This is a genomic window from Lentzea terrae (genome assembly GCF_003265345.1).
In the GTDB taxonomy this organism is placed as follows: Bacteria; Actinomycetota; Actinomycetes; order Mycobacteriales; family Pseudonocardiaceae; genus Lentzea; species Lentzea terrae.
Genome location: NZ_QFWW01000001.1, coordinates 263,336 through 279,699 on the forward strand (window position 1 = coordinate 263,336; position 16,364 = coordinate 279,699).

Below are 16,364 nucleotides of genomic sequence, written 5' to 3' on the forward strand. Positions count from 1 at the left end.
GAGGGAATTCTGATGCCAGACATGACGGCTGCGCGCCTGATCACGCACTTGCGGCACATCGACATCGCCGTGCCCGACCTGGCCGTCCAGCAGGCGTTCTACACCGGACAGTGGGGTCTCACGGAAGTCGCCACGGACACCGGATTGTCCTTCCTCGCCGCGGAAGGCTCGCCCGAGCAGTACATCGTGCGCCTTCGTCAGGCCACCGACAAGCGCATCGACCTCATCGCGTTCGGTGCCGCGACCCCGGCCGACGTCGACGCACTCGCCGGCCGACTGGCACGGGGTGGCGTGACTCTCGTGTCAGAGCCAGGAGCGCTCGCGACGCCCGGCGGCGGCTACGGGTTCCGGTTCTTCGACAACGAGGGCCGCACCGTCGAAATCTCCGCCGGCGTCGCCGAGCGGACCCACCGCAAGATCGAAGAAGGCGAGTCGATCCCGGTGCGCCTGTCGCACGTGGTGGTCAACTCCGCCGATCCCGAGGGCACCGTCGCGTTCTACCAGCGCCATCTCGGGTTCGCGCTGTCGGACATCCTCACCCACCCGCGGATGGGTCACATGATGTGGTTCCTGCGGTGCAACCCCTGGCACCACAGCTTCGCGATCGCCCGCTGCCCGCACCCGTCCCTGCACCACGCGAGCTTCGAACTGCGCGGGATCGACGAGTACATGCGCGGTACCGGACGTCTCCTGCGGGCCGGCGTCGAGAAGATCTGGGGGCCTGGCCGGCACAAGGCAGGCAACAACACCTTCTCGTACTTCCTCGACCCGCAGGGCAACACGGTCGAGTACACGACCGAGTTGCAACTCCTGGACGAGGACACCTGGCACCCCGGCCTGCACGACCTCTCCGAGCCCGACGTGGCCGACCAGTGGGGCACCGCCAACCAGATGAACGAGTTCGTCGCGAAGAAGTCGTTCAACGACCCGGACCGGGGCCTGTTCCTGGCCCCGCCCGTCTGAGGGCCGGCCGATGCGATTCGCCACGATCTCCGAACCCGGAGGGCAGGTGCGGTGCGGGGTCGTGCAAGACGACACGCTGCTGCGCCTCCCTGCCGGGACCACGGTGCTCGACCTGCTCTGTACCGATGGGCTCCTCGACGCCGGAGCCCGCGCTGTGGCCGACGGCGACGCCGTCCCGCTGGCCGGGATGCGGCTGTTGCCACCGCTCGAGGCACCCACCGTGCGCGACTTCGTCGCGTTCGAGGAGCACGTCGAGGGAATGACAGCCGGGGCCGGAGTGGGGCCGGAGTGGTACGCGGCACCAACGTTCTACTTCACCAACCCGTATGCGCTCGTCGGCGCACACGACGACGTGGCAGTGCCGCCCGGCTGCTCCAAACTGGACTTCGAGTGCGAGGTCGCGGCGGTCATCGGCAGGGGTGGCGCCGACATCGCCCCCGGCGACGCGTCCGCCCACATCGCCGGCTACACGATCTTCAACGACTGGTCGGCACGCGACCTCCAGTTCCGCGAGATGGCCGTCCGCCTCGGGCCCTGCAAGGGCAAGGACTTCGCCACCACGATCGGCCCCGTCCTGGTCACGGCCGACGAACTCGAGCCCTACCGCGATGCCGACGGATTCCTCGCACTCGGGATGACGGTTGCGGTCAACGGCATCGAGATTGGTCGTGACCTGCTCTCCAACATGAGTTGGCCGTTCGAGGACCTCGTCGCCTACGCCAGCCGCGGCACCGAGGTTCGTCCCGGCGACATCCTCGGCTCCGGCACCTGCGGCAACGGCGGCTGCCTCGCCGAACTGTGGGGCCGCGGCCGCACCGATCTGCCCCCGCTGCAGCCCGGAGACGTGGTCACGATGACGGTCGAGGCTCTCGGCACTCTCCGCAACACAGTCGTCGCCGGACGCGAACCGCACCCGATCGCGAGTGCCCGGTCCCGCCCTCGCACGCGCCCCTGAATCTGTCCCGTTCTGTCCCCACAACGCCGTGGAGGTCCTCATGAACACCGACGCATCCCGAACCGCAGGGCTGCCACAGCTCATCCTGTTACTGGCGGCCAGTTCCATGCCCGTGCTCGGGGCCGTCCTGATCGCACCCGTGCTCCCGCTCATCGCTCAGCACTTCGCGTCCGTGCCGGGCATCGAGGTCCTGGTGCCGATCGTGCTGACCATCCCCGCGCTCGTCATCGGGCTGACCGCTCCGTTCGCGGGACAGATCGTCGACCGGCTCGGCCGACTGCGGGTACTGCAGGTCGGCATGGTCGGCTACGCGGTCGCCGGCACCGCACCCCTCTGGCTCGACAGCATCGGCTCGATCATCGCCAGCCGCGCGTTCGTCGGAGTGTTCGAGGCCGGCATCACGACGGCGGCAACCACGCTGATCGGCGACTACTGGAAGGCGAAGCGCGACCGCTACATCGGTCTCCAGGCGACGACGGCGTCGTTGGGCGGGGTTGCTTTCATCGCGCTGGGCGGCGCGCTCGGGGCCGGGGGCTGGCGCGCACCGTTCTGGGTCTACGCGATCGCGCTGGTGCTCGTCGTCCCGATGGCGTGGCTCCTGTGGTCGCCCCAGCGATCGTCGGAGCCGGCGGATCCGCGTTCACACGGCGTTCCGTGGCGCGCGCTCGCCACGCCGTGCGGGGTGACGCTGTTCGGCGGCGTGGTCTTCTACATCCTCATCGTCCAACTGCCCACCGTGCTGACCTCGATCGGGATCACGTCCACCGCGACCACCGGCCTGCTGACCGGCGTGCTCGCCATCGCCATCGCCATCGGCGCGGCGCTCTACGGGCGCTTCGCGAAGCTGGGCAGGCGAGTGCTCCTGCCCATCGAGTTCGCGACATCAGGCCTCGGGCTCGTCATCGTCTTCGCCACGTCGAGCGTCACGGTGGTAATGATCGGCGCCGTCATCACCGGGTTCGCGAGCGGCCTGCTCTTCCCGACGCTCATCTCGTGGGTGCTGGACAACGTCGAGTTCCCCCAGCGCGGGCGCGGCACCGGGCTGTGGACCGGCACGGCGTTCGTCGGCCAGTTCCTCTCCCCCCTTGTCGTGGCGGGGCTGGCAGTCTTCACCGGCGGGCTGCAGGGCGGAATCGGCGCACTCGGGGTGCTCTCCGTCATCGTCGGAGCCGCGCTGTTCCTGACCTTCCGCAAGCAGAACCCGGCGCCCGCTTCCGCCGTCCCCGCCCGCGCCTACCGGTGATGGGAACCTCAGGCGACGGCGATCTCCACGAGGCGACGTGGGCGCGGCTGGCTCTCGACGCTCCTGACGGGCTCGCCGTCGTCGACGCCGCAGGACGGTTCCTGTGCGTCAACCGCACCGGCGCTCGTGTACTGGGCGCTGCCGGACAGGACCTTGCCGGGATCACCACTCCGTTCCAGCTCGCTCACAACGTCGCTGCCGAACCGGCGGGTCTGTTCGACGACCCTGGTGAACAGGTCATCAGGTGGCAGCCGCCGAACGGAGCCCGGCGGGAGCTGGCCTACCGCGTTCAGCGCTCCTCGGACGGGACGGGCGTGTCGCTGATTTCCTTCCGCGACGTCACCGACGAACGCCGTCGGCTGCGGCGCATCGCCGCAGTGGCCCGCACCGCCGCGAAGCTCGCGACGCAAGGATCGCTGTCGGCCACGCTGGACGCACTGGCGTACGAGGTTCTGCAAACCGACGCTCTGGCCGGCGTGCAGATCCTCACCGTGGACGACGACAGCCGAGTCCTGCGGATCATGGGCTCGGCGGGCTTCCGCCATTGGCCCGGCTTCTTCGACGCCCTCCTGGAGTGTCGCGAGAGGGGAGCATCATTGAAGATGCTCGACGCGCTGCGGCAGACAGAACCGATCGTGGTACCCCATCGTTGGCAGACGATCCGCGAGGACCCCAGGTGGGAGCCGCTGATCGAGTACCTCGGCGAACTCAGGTGGGACTCGTTCGCCAGCGTTCCCCTGATCATCCGCGGACGCCCCGCCGGAGTGCTGAACGCCTACTTCGCGCCTGGCCAGGACGTCGGCGCCCGCACCGTCGAGTTCCTGGTCGCGATGGCCGAACAGGCAGTGATCGCCGTCGACTACGCGTCGCTGATGGAACGGGAACGCGACGTGGTCCGAAGGCAGGAGCGTCAACGGCTTGCCCGTGACCTGCACGACTCGATCGTGCAGCAGGTCTTCTCGATTTCGATGCAGGCCAAGTCATTGGAGGTGCTGGCGGGCCGTGACGGCGCGTTGCGGACCACTGCGGTCCAGCGCTTCGCGGACGAGGTGGGCCAGCTCGCGCAGACCGTCCTGACCGACCTGCGGGCGATGGTCCACGAACTGCGTCCCTCCTCCAGCACCGAACCCGGAGGCATCGAGGAGTCCGTACGCGCGCTCGTCGAAAGCACGACGAACCGCACCGGACTGCGGTTCACGCTGACCATCGGTCGCGGCCTCGATCACGTCCAGGGCGAACCCGCCGAGGACGTCTACCGAATCCTCGCCGAAGCGATCCACAACGTCGTCAAGCACGCCAAGGCTGCGCGCGTGGTCATCCGGTTGGCGATCCGCGGGGAACAGCTCACCGGCACCGTCTCCGACGACGGCCGCGGACTGATCGAGGCTGCCGTCAGCTCCCCCACGCCCTCCTCCGGCTACGGCCTCAGCACGATGCGGGAGAGGGCACAACGGTGGGGTGGAACGGTCACCGTCAAACCGCGCAAGCGATCGGGCACCACAGTCCGGCTCGTGGTTCCCCTCAACTCCGGCGTTCGACTGGAACAGCCGCCGGTTCTGATTTCGCCCTCACCAGAGCTTCGAGGACAGACGCCATGACCCACACCGCTGCTGCCGCGACCCGAGTCCTCATCGTCGACGACCACGCCGTCGTCCGCAGGGGCATTCGCGCCTACCTCGAGGTGCTCGACGACATGGAGGTGGTCGGAGAGGCGAGTGACGGGCAGGAAGCTCTCGACAAACTCGAGACCATGTCGGCTCACGGCGAGCTGCCGGATGTCGTTCTCCTGGACCTGCTGATGCCACGGATCGACGGATCGACGGTGGCCGCCGGGGTCAGCGCTGCCTACCCGTCCGTGCGCGTCGTGATCCTCACGAGCTTCGGTGAGATGGACCGCGTGCACACCGCGCTGGCCAACGGCGCTTCGGGCTATCTGCTCAAGGACGCCGGGCCGACAGAGGTCTCCGCCGCCATCCAGGCGGCGGCCCGCGGTGAGGTCTTCCTCGATCCCGCGATCGCCAGGCGACTGACCCAGGAGATCCTCTCACCGCAGACCGGACTGAGCGCGCTGACCGATCGCGAACGCGCGGTGCTCTGTCTGGTGGCCACAGGACAGTCCAACAAAGCTATCGCGAAAGATCTCGTCATCAGCGAGCGCACCGCACGGACGCACGTCAGCAACGTGCTCCGCAAGCTGCGGCTGACCTCTCGGACACAGGCGGCGCTCGTCGCGGTTCGGGAAGGACTCGTTGCGCCACAGGTCTGAGAGCCAACGGCGAACTACGCGCGCTCCTGTGGATGGGTGGCCAACGCCTCGACAGTGATGTCCATCCACTTCCACATCGGCAACGAGGTGAGCGCGTCGTGCAGCGCGGCCGGGTCCTCGGCCTCGTACAGCCCGACGGTGGCGTTGCGGCCCGGCACACGCCAGAGCCGTTTGAGCACACCAGCTTCCCTGAGCTGCATGGCACGCTCACGCTCGCCCTGGCGCAGCTGCTCGCGAGTCTCGTCCGGCGTGTCGGCCGGTAGCAGGTTCTCGGTGCGAACCAGGAATTCCATGTTTCGTCCTCCAGGTCTCAGGCGGCCACGGTGAGGAGCAGGTCGGCGAGCTCCTTGGGCGCGGTGACCATCGCCTCGTGACCGGTCGCGATCGTGTGGACCGGCCAGTCACGAGCAGCGGCGCGTTCGGCGTGCGTCTCGAACACGCGCATCCAGTCGGTGCATTCGATGAAAGCCGCTGGCACGCGTTCCACGGCGCCGGACAACCGCAGCGGCTCCGTGTAGGTGCGCCACGGGTGCGGTGTGAGCCGTGCGGACAACCAGTCCACATCGGACTGTTCGGTGACGCCGAGAACCTGCAGCGATCGGACGGGGATGAGCCAGCCGAAACCTGGTCCGGCGACCGACTCGCGGTAGTGGCCGGCGATGGTCGTGGGCTGCAGGTCGATCGCGGCCTCGCCGTCGTCTCCGACGAACGCGTCGAGGTAGATCCGCTTGTGGATCCGATCAGGGACGCGGTCGGCGACGCCGGTGACGACCTGCCCCGCGTAGCTATGCCCCACCAAGACGACGTCGTGAGCGTCGTACGCCTCGACGAGACCGACGACGTCCTCGATGTGTGTTCCGAGACCGACCGAGGGGTGCAGCGTGTGCGCGCGGTCGCTGAGACCTGTGAGCGTCGGCGTGTGGACCTCGTGGCCGGCAGCGCGCAGCAACGGAGCCACGCGCTGCCACACCCAGCCGCCGTGCCAGGCACCATGCAGCAGCACGAAAGGGGTCATCGGCTCACCGCACCCGAGGCACCGAGATCCTCGAACAACGCCAGTGCGGCCGCCGTGTTCGAGGCCGGCACGTGGTAGGTGTCGTGCACCCGGCGAATGGAGTCGCTGAGCGCGCCGCGCATGACCAGCCACATGATCAGTTCGATGCCCTCGGTTCCCGCGTCTCGGATGTAGTCCTCACGGGTGAGCGCCGCGAGCTTCTCCGGCTCCGTCTCGATCGCCTGGAGGAACATCCGGTCGAACTCGGTGTTGATCAGGCCCGCTCGGGCGCCCGACAGCTGGTGGGACATGCCACCGGTGCCGAAGACGGCAACCCTGATGTCCTTCGGGAAGGACCGGATCGCCCTGCCGAGCGCCTGCCCGAGGGCGTAGCAGCGAGCCGCGGTCGGCTGCGGGTACTGGATGACGTTGACCAGGATCGGCACGACGGCGCACGGCCAGGCATCGCCGGGCTCCGGGCAGTAGACCGACAACGGCACGGTGAGACCGTGATCGACGTCGAGCTGGTGAAAGGTGGCGATGTCGAACGAGTCGTCCATGAGCTCAACGACGAGGTGCTCGCTCAGCTCCGGTGCGCCTACGACCCTTGGCACCGCACGACGTCCCCAGCCCTCGTCGGCGACGTCGTAGCTTTCCGCCGTTCCGATGCCGAACGTCGGCACCAGGTCGAGACCGATGGAGTTCGCGTGGTCGTTGTAGACGATGACGGCGACGTCCGGCCGGTGCTCGGCCATCCACTCCCGTGCGGGGGCGTACCCGTCGAAAAGCGGCTTCCAGTACGGGTCCTCGGTCTTCTTGTGGTCCATCGCCGCTCCGATGGAGGGCACGTGCGAAGTCGCCAGGCCCCAGATCACTTCAGCCACACTTCCGCCCTCCAGCCTTGAGCGCCTCGGCGAATTCCTCGGCCGTCATCCCGGTGAAGACACCGCCGAGGTACTGCATCGACTTCTTGTCGATCATCGCGAGCTTGAACGAGTAGAAAATGGACGCTCCCAGGTCGTGCATCCTGATCCAGTCGCGTTCCAGCACCGATGCCTTCTGCTCGGGTGTGAGACCGTGCTCGTCGCAGTAGCCCGCTTCGTCCGCGGCGAATCGTTCCCGGTTCGCCGCGGACGTGAGCGAGCCGAACATCTTGTTCAGCGCGTAACCACGCCGGTTCTGCCTGATGTCGAGGACGTAGTTGTCCTGTGCCTTGGTCATAGTCGTGTCCCTCACACTCCTAGAAGACGACGGTGGTGTTGCCGTCACGGATGACGCGGTCGTCGCAATGCCAGGCGACCGCCCGCGACAGCACGAGCCGTTCGACGTCGGCGCCCTTGCGCTGGAGGTCGCGGGTCGTTTCCTCGTGCGACACCCGGATGACGTCCTGCTCGATGATCGGGCCCTCGTCGAGGTCTTCGGTCACGTAGTGGGCGGTGGCGCCGACGAGCTTCACCCCGCGCTCCTTGGCGCGCTGGTAGGGGCCGGCGCCCATGAAGGCCGGCAGGAAGGAGTGGTGGATGTTGATCACCGGAACAGCGAGTTCGTCGAGGAAGTCGCCGGAGATGATCTGCATGTAGCGGGCGAGGACGACCGTGTCGACGTTGCCCTTGAGCAGGTTGAGGTGTTCCTTCTCCGCGACGTCCTTCCTGTTCTTCTCGACCGGCACGTGGAAGAACGGGATCCCGAACTGGCGGACGTCGTCGCCGAGATCGGGGTGGTTGGAGATCACCATCGGAATGGTCATGTCCAGCTCGCCGCGGCGCTGCCGCCACAACAGGTCGAGGAGGCAGTGGTCGGCCTTCGACACCATGATCGCGACGCGCTTGCGGCGCTTGGCCTCGACCAGCCGGTACGACAGGCCGAAGTCGGCGACCAGCTTCTCGTCGAGCGACCGCTCAAGCTCCGGCAGCTTCGTCGAGAGGTTCGGCAGGGTGAAGACGGTGCGCTGGAAGAACCGCCCGCCGGTGGGGTCGCTCGTGGACTGGTCGAGCGCCACGACGTTGGCGCCGTGCTCGGCCAGGACGGTGGACACGCGCGACACGATGCCCGGCTGGTCCGCGCCCTGGACGATGAGCCGGCCGTAGTCCTCTTCGGAATGAGTCGCGGCCATCAGCGATCGTCCTTGTCTCGCACCGCGGCCAGCAGTTCCTGCCGCCACAGCTCGGTTTTGCCGAGTTCGTTGAAGGTGAAGATGTGCAGTCCGGCGATGTTGTTCGGGATCTTCGACGCCGCGGCTCCCAACGCTCGCGCGAGCCTGGTGGGCCGGTAGGCGCCGGGCAGCAGGAACTTCCAGAGCAGGCTCTGCTGCTTCTGCAGGAACCTCGCGGACTGTCCCAGCCCGATGCCGGCCGAGATGCGGATGAGCTTTTGCCTCGTCACCGGTCCGGGCATGCCGACGAAGACCGGAAGGTCGACACCGTCCTCGGCGATACGAGCGGCCCAGTCGGCCGTGGTCCTGGCGTCGAAGCAGATCTGCGTGACGACGCGAGTGGCCAACGGCGACTTCTGCTTCAGCGCCAGATCGATGGCGTCCTGCGGGATCGACCCGTGTCCTTCGGGGTAGCCACCGATTCCGATCTGGTCGAACGGGTGGCCGATCTCGCCCATCGCCTGGAGCAGCGAGAACGCGTCGGTGAACCTACCTGCGGGCGTCGGCGCGTCACCGCCGATGACGAACACCGACCTCGTGCCCGCCTCGACGAGCCGTGCGATGACGTCGGCGACGTGCCTGTCGTCGACGAACTGCCGGGCAGGCAAGTGTGGCGCGACCTGGTAGCCGTGACCAAGCAGTCGCTCGGTGAGGCCGAGGGTGGTGTCGATTCCCTTCGCCTCCGTCACGGTGACCGTGAGCGGGACACTCCTGGGGACGTGGTCGAGCACGTCCTGCTCGGTGTTCTTGAAGGGCATGACCTCGTAGCCCATGTTCCGCACGAGGTCGGCGAGACTCCTTCGCCGGCGTCGGCCCTCGGCCGCCTCCGTGCTGCTGAGGTTGACCACCCGGTCCTCCTTTCGATCTGGGTGACGGGGTCAGCTCAGGACAACGTCATGGGCCGGACTGGCGAGTTGCGGGGCGGCAGCAACACCGCCTCGTTCAGTACAGCCGCGTGAGCGTCACGTTTCGTCGGGCATCGAGGCCGACTTGACCGCGACAAATGACCGATGTGGACGGATGGCCGGCCGCAGCTGCCGCAGGTCGCGCCGTGCCGTCAGCACTGCGGCCTTCGCCCGCAGTTCCGCGTACTCGGCCGCGGGGTCGGAGTCCCACGTGATCCCGCCGCCGGTCCCGTACATCCCCCGCTGCTGGTCGCGATCGACGACGAGGGTGCGGATCGCCACGTTGAACCGGGCGCGGATGTCTTCGGTGTGTGGTGCCACGAAACCGATCGCGCCGCAGTAGACACCTCTGGGGGTCGGCTCGAGGTCCCGGATGATCTCCATGGTGCGCTGTTTCGGTGCCCCGGTCACCGAGCCGCACGGGAACAGCGCGCGGAAGGTGTGCTCGATCCCCACGCCGGGCCGAAGTACCGCGGTCACCTCGGACGTCAGCTGGTGAACGGTCTCGTACCGTTCTGCCTGACACAGAGCGGTGACCGCCACTCCCCCTGGGACGGCCAGCTTGGCGACGTCGTTGCGCACCAGGTCGACGATCATGATGTTCTCCGCGCGCTCCTTGGGACTCGCGCGCAGCTTCGCAACGAGGTCACGGTCCTCCGCCAACGTGCGGCCTCGTCGCGTGGTGCCTTTCATCGGTTTCATGCGCAGACGGTTGCCGACTGTCTCGAAGAACAGCTCCGGGCTGGCGCTGGCGATGACGAACCGCCCGGTGTCGATCAGAGCGTTGTACGAGCCACCCTGTGCGTGAACCAGGTCGGCGTACAGCTGGGAGACATCGCCCTCGACGTCGGCCGCCATGCGTGTGGTCAGGTTGCACTGGTAGGTGTCACCTGCGGCGATGTGCCGCTTCACCGCCTCGACCGCTTGGCGGTGTTCGTCCTGTTTCCAGTCGTAGCGCCAGGGGCCTGTTCGACAGGTTCGCCGCGGCGGTGACTCGATCACCGGAACTACTTCCGGAGCAGGGGTTATCCCGAACCAGGTCAGGGGAAGCTCGCCGCTCGGACGGTGGACGGCGAGCGAGGGGTCCAAGCCGGCCGCCGCTTCGTAGGACACGAATCCGAAGGCCCACCAGCCGTTCCGGGCAGCGGAGTCCACTTCGGACAGAACCTCGGCGACGTGCTCTGGTTTCCACGCCTCAAGGTCGTAGGCGAAGTCCGGAAAGCGGTGCGCGATCCCGCTGCGAAGATCATCGAACCGCGCCCACACAGGACTGAATCTCATTGATCGGCCGCCCTCCCGCCGTCTCCCAGCGCATAGAAAGAGCCCGTAACCAGACGCTAAGTCCCCGCACGAACCTGCCGAAACGGTCCGATGTCGACTTTCCCGACGTCAATCAACCTGTGGTCGGCGAGTCAAATGACGTAGCAAGGACCGGTCGCCACGACCTGATGACGGGGCGGGTCCGGCTCCTACTGTCGGTGCCGAGAGTCAACGACGATCGAGGAGTTGCCAGGATGAGTTCCACACTGGTGATCAGCGCGCACGCAGGAGACTTCGTATGGCGTGCCGCGGGTGCGATCGCGCTGGCCACCAGTCGAGGTCATCGGGCCAAGGTTCTCTGCCTGAGCTTCGGCGAGCGTGGCGAATCGGCGAAGGCGTGGCGGGAAGGCAAGTCTCTCAACGAGATCAAGGCGATTCGGCGCGGCGAGGCCGAAGCCGCGGCGGACGTGCTGGGCGCCGAGATCGAGTTCCTCGACGCCGGCGACTACCCGCTGCTGGAGTCGCACGAGCTCGTCGACCGCATCGTGCGGGCGTACCGGGACGTGAACCCCTCGGTGGTCCTGACGCACCCGCTGCTCGACCCCTACAACGGCGACCACCCTGCCGCTGCGCGCATGGCGCTGCAGGCACGCGTGCTCGCACAGGCCATCGGCTACGACGCGCCAGGTGATCCGCTCGGTGCGCCGCCGGTCTTCTTCTTCGAGCCGCACCAGCCGGAGCAGTGCGACTTCAAGCCCAACGTCCTGCTCGACATCACTCCCGTGTTCGAGACCAAGCGCAAGGCCATGGAATGCCTGCCCGCCCAACAGCACATGTGGGAGTACTACAGCGACTTGGCCAAGCGCCGCGGCGTGCAGGTCAAGCGCAACGCCGGCCCCAACCTGGGCCTGGCCCACAACACCATGGGCGAGGCCTACATGCGGCTCTACCCGCAGGTCACCGAGGAGCTCGCATGAGGACGGTCATCGTCACGGACCCGCCCCGTGCGCCGATCGAGAAGGTCGACAAACTGGCCGAGTACGGCGTCGCCACAGTGCACGAAGCCTTGGGGCGCACCGGTTTCCTCGGCCCCAGCCTCCGTCCGGTGCACCTCGGATCTCGCATCGGTGGAACGGCGGTCACTGTCGTGTCCTGGCCGGGCGACAACCTCATGATCCACGCGGCCATCGAGCAATGCCGTCCCGGTGACCTGCTCGTCGTGACGACCACCTCCCCCAGCACCGATGGCATGTTCGGCGAACTCTTCGCCACCGCACTGCAGGTCCGGGGAGTCCGGGGCCTCGTCACCGCAGCCGGTGTCCGCGACGTGGCGGAGCTGCACGAGATGAACTTCCCCGTGTGGACCGCCGCGGTCAGCGCCCAGGGCACCGTCAAGGCCACCGCGGGCGCCGTCAACGTGCCGGTCACGATCGGAGGCCAGTCGATCCGCCCAGGCGACGCCGTCCTCGCCGACGACGACGGCGTCATGGTCGTGCCACGTGCGGACGTCGACAAGGCGTTGGAAAAGTCGCACGCGCGGTCGGAGAAGGAAGAGGCCACGCGCCGAGCCTTCCGCGACGGCGAGCTGGGCCTGGACCGCTACGGACTGCGCGACAAGCTCACCCAACTCGGCGTCGAGTACGTCCCCGCCAGCGAATACGGGCTCTGAAAACACGCCCGCCCACCCCGATTTCCCGAAGGAACGGAAGACATGACCGCGAAGAACCTCCAGGACGTCCTCGACCGGGCGGGCAACACCGTCGAGCTGCTCCGCAACTCCCAGCTCGGCGCGTACATCTACCCCGTCGTCCCGTCCGAGTTCACGAACTTCCGCCGCGAGGTCACCGCCTGGCAGAACACGGCCGTGCTCTTCGACCAGAGCCACCACATGGTCAACCTGTTCATCTCGGGCAAGGACGCGCTGAGGCTGCTGTCCGACACGGGCATCAACAGCGTCGCGAAGTTCGAGGTCGGCACCGCGAAGCAGTTCGTGCCCGTCTCCCCCGAAGGCGGAGTCATCGGCGACGGCATCCTCTTCCGCGAGGCCGAGGACCAGTTCACCTACGTCGGCCGGGCGCCGGTCGCCAACTGGCTGTCCTTCCACGCCGAGCAGGGCTACGACGTCGACCTGCGACTCGACCAGCGCTCCCCCTCCCGCCCCTACGGCAAGCAGGTCACCCGGGACCTCTGGCGGTTCCAGATCCAGGGCCCCCGCGCCTGGGAGGTCATCGAGAAGGTGAACGGCGGGCCGGTCGAGCAGGTCAAATTCTTCCGCATGGGGCACATCACCATCGCCGGAGAGCAGGTCCGTACGCTGCGCCACGGCATGGCCGGAGCTCCGGGCCTCGAGATCTGGGGTCCGTACGAGAGCTACGACAAGATCCGCGACGCGATCCTCGAGGCCGGCCGGGAGTTCGGCCTCGAACCCGCGGGAGCGCGCGCCTACTCCTGCAACACCCTGGAATCGGGTTGGATCCCTTCCCCGCTGCCCGCCGTCTACACCAGCGACGAGCTGCGTCCGTACCGCGAGTGGCTCGGCGCCGACAGCTACGAGGCCACCAACGCCCTTGCCGGCAGCTTCGTCTCCGATCACATCGAGGACTACTACCTCAACCCGTGGGAGCTCGGGTACGGCTCCTTCGTGAAGTTCGACCACGACTTCATCGGCCGCGACGCCCTGCAGGCGATCGATCCCGAGCAGCAGCGTCGCAAGGTGACCCTCGCCTGGGACCCCGAGGACGTCGCCAAGCTCCTCGCCTCCCCCGTCGACCCCGAGGGCTCCGGCTACCAGTTCTTCGACCTGCCCAACGCCAACTACGGCTCGTCCAACTTCGACTCCATCGTGGACGCCGACGGCAACAACATCGGTCTCTCCCTCTTCACGGGCTACAGCGCGAACGAGCGCAAGGCGCTCTCCCTCGCCACGATCAACCCCGACGTCCCGCTCGGCGCCGAGGTCCGCGTGATCTGGGGCGAGCCCAACGGCGGTAGCCGCAAGACCACGGTGCAGCCGCACGAGCAGTTCGCGGTCCGCGCGATCGTCAGCCCGGCGCCGTACTCGGTCATGGCGCGCGACGCCTACCAGGCGGGCTGGCGCACCTCAGTCTCGGTCTGATCCGCATCCATCCAGACCCATCAAGCCGCGCACAAGGCGGCACCGGTCCCGCCGGGGTGAGGCGGAACATGCCTCACCCCGGCGGACCAGTTCAAATGAACGGGAGTGCGCTGTGACGGTCAGCGTGGAACAGGCCGCTGCAACGTGCTCGATCACAGACCAGATCCGCGACGCCATCGTGGGTGGTGACTTCGTTCCAAACCAGCGTCTGGTCGAGGCCGACCTGTGCGAACAGTTCGGTGCCAGCCGTGCTTCCGTGCGCGCCGCGCTCGTGGAACTGGCCAACGAACGGCTGGTCGAACGCGTGCAGAACCGCGGCGCCAGGTTCGTGCAATCACGGTGGACGAGGCGGTCGAGATCTGCGAGGTGCGCATGGTCGTCGAAGGCCTCTGCGCCGCCAAGGCCGCCGAGCGCATCAGCCGCGACGAGGTCAAGGAGCTGAAGGCGATCAGCAAGAAGATGAGCTCGGCCGTGTCCGGCGGTGACGTGCTCGGCTACTCCGAGCTCAACCAGGAACTGCACCGGCGCGTGCGAGAGATCAGCGGCCAGCACGCGGCTCGTGCAGTGCTTGAGCGGTTGCGGGCGCAGAGCATGCGGCACCAGTTCAAGCTCGCGATGCACCCCGGTCGGCCGAACGTCTCTCTGCCCGAGCACCTGGCCATCATCGACGCCATCTGCACCCGAGACCCCGCCGCCGCGGAAGAAGCGGCGCGCGCTCACCTGCGCAGCGTCAACACAGCACTGCAGGAAATCGCCTCAGGGGATTCTGCTGGTCGACTTTGACCCACATGGACCTACGTGCGCGCGTCACGACTCTGCCTGCTGCCGCTGCATTTGGAGTTCATGGTCGTCCTGCGCGGTGTCGTTGACGGCTGGGAAAAGCCGCTGGACCGCAGCGACGATCGCCGCACGCCGAGCGGCCATGAGGGCATCGCGATCTTCGCTGTCGGACGTGCGCCTCTCAACGCATCCGGCGCGCCACAAACCTCTCTGTGCGGCCAGCTGTCTTGCGCGGTGCTCGATCATGGCGACGGGATCTTCGTGCCCCCTGGGAATCACAGCCTGGACCTACGGCGGGACCGTGGTTCCCTCGGGCACGACCCCAAGATCAAGACGGGCTCAGCCGCTAGATAGTGTTCAAGGCCGAGCTGCGTAACCTCAAGGGGCCCAGAGGGGCCCCATGATCGACATTCACCCCAGCCTCTACGCATCGCCGCAGGTCGCGCGGCCGCCGGGCGTGTCGGAAAACCATGTGCGACATGATCCCCAACGCCGAGCACTGGCGGGTGTCGGTGTGGGAGGCGCAGGAGCTGCAGCACGCGATCATGGGCTACCTGCCCGGCTACGCGACGCCGCGCATCGTGTGCGACGTGCCGTACGTGGGCAAGCGGTGGGTGCACCAGCTCGCCGAGTACGACCGTGAGCTGGGCATTTCGTACTGGACCAAGAACTACCGGACCGGGATCGAACTCGAGGACCCTGAGGCGCTCGATCGCCGTTACCCCTACTACGACCCGATCTCCACCCTGGGCGAGGCCGGCCAGAAGTGGTGGACCGACCAGGCCTGACGGGTCACGATGGGGCCGTTTCGGAGCTACTCCCGAAGGCGGCCCCTGGCGACCTCGGGGCCATGATCGGCCAGCACGGGCTGCGCCGGACGGAGGAAGGGCCGCCGATCCGGTACGACGCGCTGGAGTCGTGCCTGGAGAAGCTCGCCGGGCACGCACGGCAGCGAAACGCCGCGGTGCACATGCCGAAGATCGGCGCCGGTCTCGCCGGTGGCGACTGGGATCGGATCGAGTCGATCGTTCGCCGTGCCCTGGCCGGTGTGCCGACGACGGTGTACGTGCTGCCGTGACTGGGTGCGGCCGGCGCGCTCATCCCGCCTGTCGGGCGACGGCCTCCGCCCACATCCGCTCGAAGTAGTCGCGATCGACTTCCTCGTACCCTTGATCGTCGTCGCGCCAGTCGGGCTCAAGCGGCTGGTCTGTCAAGGTCATACCGAAGTCCGGGTCCTCTTCCTCGAGAGAGGTCACCATCCGGTCGCCTACCACGGTCACCTGACGGACCGGCTCACCGTCGACGAACTCGCACACGGCGAAACCGTCGTCGGCCGAGAACGACTCGATCTCGAATCGGACATACACAGTGCTCATCAGAACGGTGTCTTCCCACTTCTCACGATCCGGCTCGCGATGTCGAGCGCATCGTCGGACAGATGCGCGAACACGTGCTCACGCCCCTTGATCAGGTTGAGTCCTGACACATCGATCTCCACGTCGCTACCCCCTACTACGACCCGATCTCCACCCTGGGCGAGGCCGACCAGAAGTGGTGGTCGGACCAGACCTGACAGGTCGCGATGGGGCCGTTTTCGGACAGACTTCCGAAGGCGGCCCCATCCGCGTGTTTGGCTGCTCAGAGCCCCATGAAGTCGCAACGTGCGCCGACGTCAAATCCCGCCGGGAGATCCAGATGAACAGCCTACTGTGTCCACTTTGGACACAGTAG

At 67.4% G+C, this 16,364-nt stretch carries 21 protein-coding genes and 1 pseudogene; 13 read left to right on the forward strand and 9 right to left on the reverse strand.

Features of this window, described 5'->3' with window-relative positions; genetic code table 11:
• Positions 1-21 precede the first annotated feature (21 nt).
• The 5 genes from DI276_RS01155 to DI276_RS01175 are packed head-to-tail and all read left to right on the forward strand — an operon-like array spanning position 22 to position 5,427.
• Positions 22-963 (forward strand): VOC family protein, encoded by a 942-nt coding sequence (locus tag DI276_RS01155; protein ID WP_112261358.1) that lies wholly within the window; start codon positions 22-24, stop codon positions 961-963.
• 10 nt (positions 964-973) lie between these two features.
• Entirely contained in the window at positions 974-1,918 is a 945-nt protein-coding gene (locus tag DI276_RS01160; RefSeq protein ID WP_112261359.1) for a fumarylacetoacetate hydrolase family protein, read from the forward strand.
• A gap of 40 nt (positions 1,919-1,958) precedes the next feature.
• A complete protein-coding gene (locus DI276_RS01165) occupies positions 1,959-3,161 on the forward strand; it encodes an MFS transporter (protein ID WP_112261360.1) in 1,203 nt (400 codons plus the stop codon).
• Positions 3,161-4,759 (forward strand): sensor histidine kinase, encoded by a 1,599-nt coding sequence (locus DI276_RS01170; RefSeq protein ID WP_112261361.1) that lies wholly within the window; start codon positions 3,161-3,163, stop codon positions 4,757-4,759. The genes DI276_RS01165 and DI276_RS01170 overlap by 1 nt, the downstream gene beginning before the upstream one ends.
• Positions 4,756-5,427, forward strand: coding sequence for a response regulator (locus tag DI276_RS01175; protein ID WP_112261362.1), 672 nt, complete (start codon positions 4,756-4,758; stop codon positions 5,425-5,427). The genes DI276_RS01170 and DI276_RS01175 overlap by 4 nt, the downstream gene beginning before the upstream one ends.
• 14 nt (positions 5,428-5,441) lie before the next feature.
• On the opposite strand, the gene DI276_RS01180 is transcribed toward DI276_RS01175, so the two are convergent.
• The 7 genes from DI276_RS01180 to pabB all read right to left on the reverse strand — a co-directional run bounded on the left by DI276_RS01180 (position 5,442) and on the right by pabB (position 10,759).
• Positions 5,442-5,720: a muconolactone Delta-isomerase family protein gene (locus tag DI276_RS01180; RefSeq protein ID WP_112261363.1), complete on the reverse strand. Its 279-nt coding sequence runs from the start codon at positions 5,718-5,720 to the stop codon at positions 5,442-5,444.
• Positions 5,721-5,737: 17 nt separating this feature from the next.
• Positions 5,738-6,442 (reverse strand): alpha/beta fold hydrolase, encoded by a 705-nt coding sequence (locus tag DI276_RS01185; protein WP_112261364.1) that lies wholly within the window; start codon positions 6,440-6,442, stop codon positions 5,738-5,740.
• Entirely contained in the window at positions 6,439-7,305 is an 867-nt protein-coding gene (locus DI276_RS01190) for a class III extradiol dioxygenase subunit beta (protein WP_112261365.1), read from the reverse strand. The genes DI276_RS01185 and DI276_RS01190 overlap by 4 nt, the downstream gene beginning before the upstream one ends.
• The gene (locus DI276_RS01195; RefSeq protein WP_112261366.1) at positions 7,298-7,642 is read right to left on the reverse strand and encodes a protocatechuate 3,4-dioxygenase; all 345 of its coding nucleotides are present in this window, start codon (positions 7,640-7,642) and stop codon (positions 7,298-7,300) included. The genes DI276_RS01190 and DI276_RS01195 overlap by 8 nt, the downstream gene beginning before the upstream one ends.
• A gap of 19 nt (positions 7,643-7,661) precedes the next feature.
• Positions 7,662-8,534 carry a formyltetrahydrofolate deformylase gene (gene purU, locus DI276_RS01200; protein WP_112261367.1) on the reverse strand — a complete coding sequence of 291 codons (873 nt, stop codon included), beginning with the start codon at positions 8,532-8,534 and terminating at the stop codon, positions 7,662-7,664.
• Entirely contained in the window at positions 8,534-9,346 is an 813-nt protein-coding gene (locus tag DI276_RS01205) for a methylenetetrahydrofolate reductase (RefSeq protein WP_112261720.1), read from the reverse strand. The genes purU and DI276_RS01205 overlap by 1 nt, the downstream gene beginning before the upstream one ends.
• Positions 9,347-9,535: 189 nt before the next feature.
• Positions 9,536-10,759, reverse strand: coding sequence for an aminodeoxychorismate synthase component I (gene pabB, locus DI276_RS01210; protein WP_112261368.1), 1,224 nt, complete (start codon positions 10,757-10,759; stop codon positions 9,536-9,538).
• Between the two features lie 233 nt (positions 10,760-10,992).
• On the opposite strand from pabB, the gene DI276_RS01215 reads away from it, so the two are divergent.
• The 8 genes and pseudogenes from DI276_RS01215 to DI276_RS01245 all read left to right on the forward strand — a co-directional run bounded on the left by DI276_RS01215 (position 10,993) and on the right by DI276_RS01245 (position 15,711).
• The gene (locus DI276_RS01215; RefSeq protein ID WP_112261369.1) at positions 10,993-11,715 is read left to right on the forward strand and encodes a PIG-L deacetylase family protein; all 723 of its coding nucleotides are present in this window, start codon (positions 10,993-10,995) and stop codon (positions 11,713-11,715) included.
• Complete coding sequence (locus DI276_RS01220) at positions 11,712-12,407, forward strand: 4-carboxy-4-hydroxy-2-oxoadipate aldolase/oxaloacetate decarboxylase (protein ID WP_112261370.1); 696 nt, start codon at positions 11,712-11,714, stop codon at positions 12,405-12,407. Before DI276_RS01215 ends, DI276_RS01220 begins: the two co-directional genes overlap by 4 nt.
• A 42-nt stretch (positions 12,408-12,449) precedes the next feature.
• The gene (ligM, locus tag DI276_RS01225; RefSeq protein WP_112261371.1) at positions 12,450-13,853 is read left to right on the forward strand and encodes a vanillate/3-O-methylgallate O-demethylase; all 1,404 of its coding nucleotides are present in this window, start codon (positions 12,450-12,452) and stop codon (positions 13,851-13,853) included.
• 178 nt (positions 13,854-14,031) lie between these two features.
• Positions 14,032-14,295 carry a GntR family transcriptional regulator gene (locus DI276_RS51760; RefSeq protein ID WP_232836414.1) on the forward strand — a complete coding sequence of 88 codons (264 nt, stop codon included), beginning with the start codon at positions 14,032-14,034 and terminating at the stop codon, positions 14,293-14,295.
• Positions 14,193-14,636 carry a GntR family transcriptional regulator gene (locus DI276_RS01230; protein ID WP_232836370.1) on the forward strand — a complete coding sequence of 148 codons (444 nt, stop codon included), beginning with the start codon at positions 14,193-14,195 and terminating at the stop codon, positions 14,634-14,636. Before DI276_RS51760 ends, DI276_RS01230 begins: the two co-directional genes overlap by 103 nt.
• A 15-nt stretch (positions 14,637-14,651) precedes the next feature.
• Positions 14,652-14,987, forward strand: a complete 336-nt coding sequence (locus DI276_RS49655; protein ID WP_157984441.1) for a hypothetical protein — start codon at positions 14,652-14,654, stop codon at positions 14,985-14,987.
• 116 nt (positions 14,988-15,103) lie between these two features.
• Positions 15,104-15,421 (forward strand): annotated as a pseudogene (locus tag DI276_RS01240) (lysine 2,3-aminomutase); the annotation flags it as partial.
• Between the two features lie 62 nt (positions 15,422-15,483).
• Entirely contained in the window at positions 15,484-15,711 is a 228-nt protein-coding gene (locus DI276_RS01245) for a macro domain-containing protein (RefSeq protein WP_112261374.1), read from the forward strand.
• A 19-nt stretch (positions 15,712-15,730) separates the two neighbouring features.
• Here DI276_RS01245 and DI276_RS01250 read toward each other — a convergent pair whose 3' ends face one another.
• Positions 15,731-16,009, reverse strand: a complete 279-nt coding sequence (locus DI276_RS01250; RefSeq protein WP_112261375.1) for a hypothetical protein — start codon at positions 16,007-16,009, stop codon at positions 15,731-15,733.
• Positions 16,009-16,131 carry a hypothetical protein gene (locus DI276_RS52905; protein WP_269814215.1) on the reverse strand — a complete coding sequence of 41 codons (123 nt, stop codon included), beginning with the start codon at positions 16,129-16,131 and terminating at the stop codon, positions 16,009-16,011. Before DI276_RS52905 ends, DI276_RS01250 begins: the two co-directional genes overlap by 1 nt.
• Between the last annotated feature and the right edge of the window lie 233 nt (positions 16,132-16,364).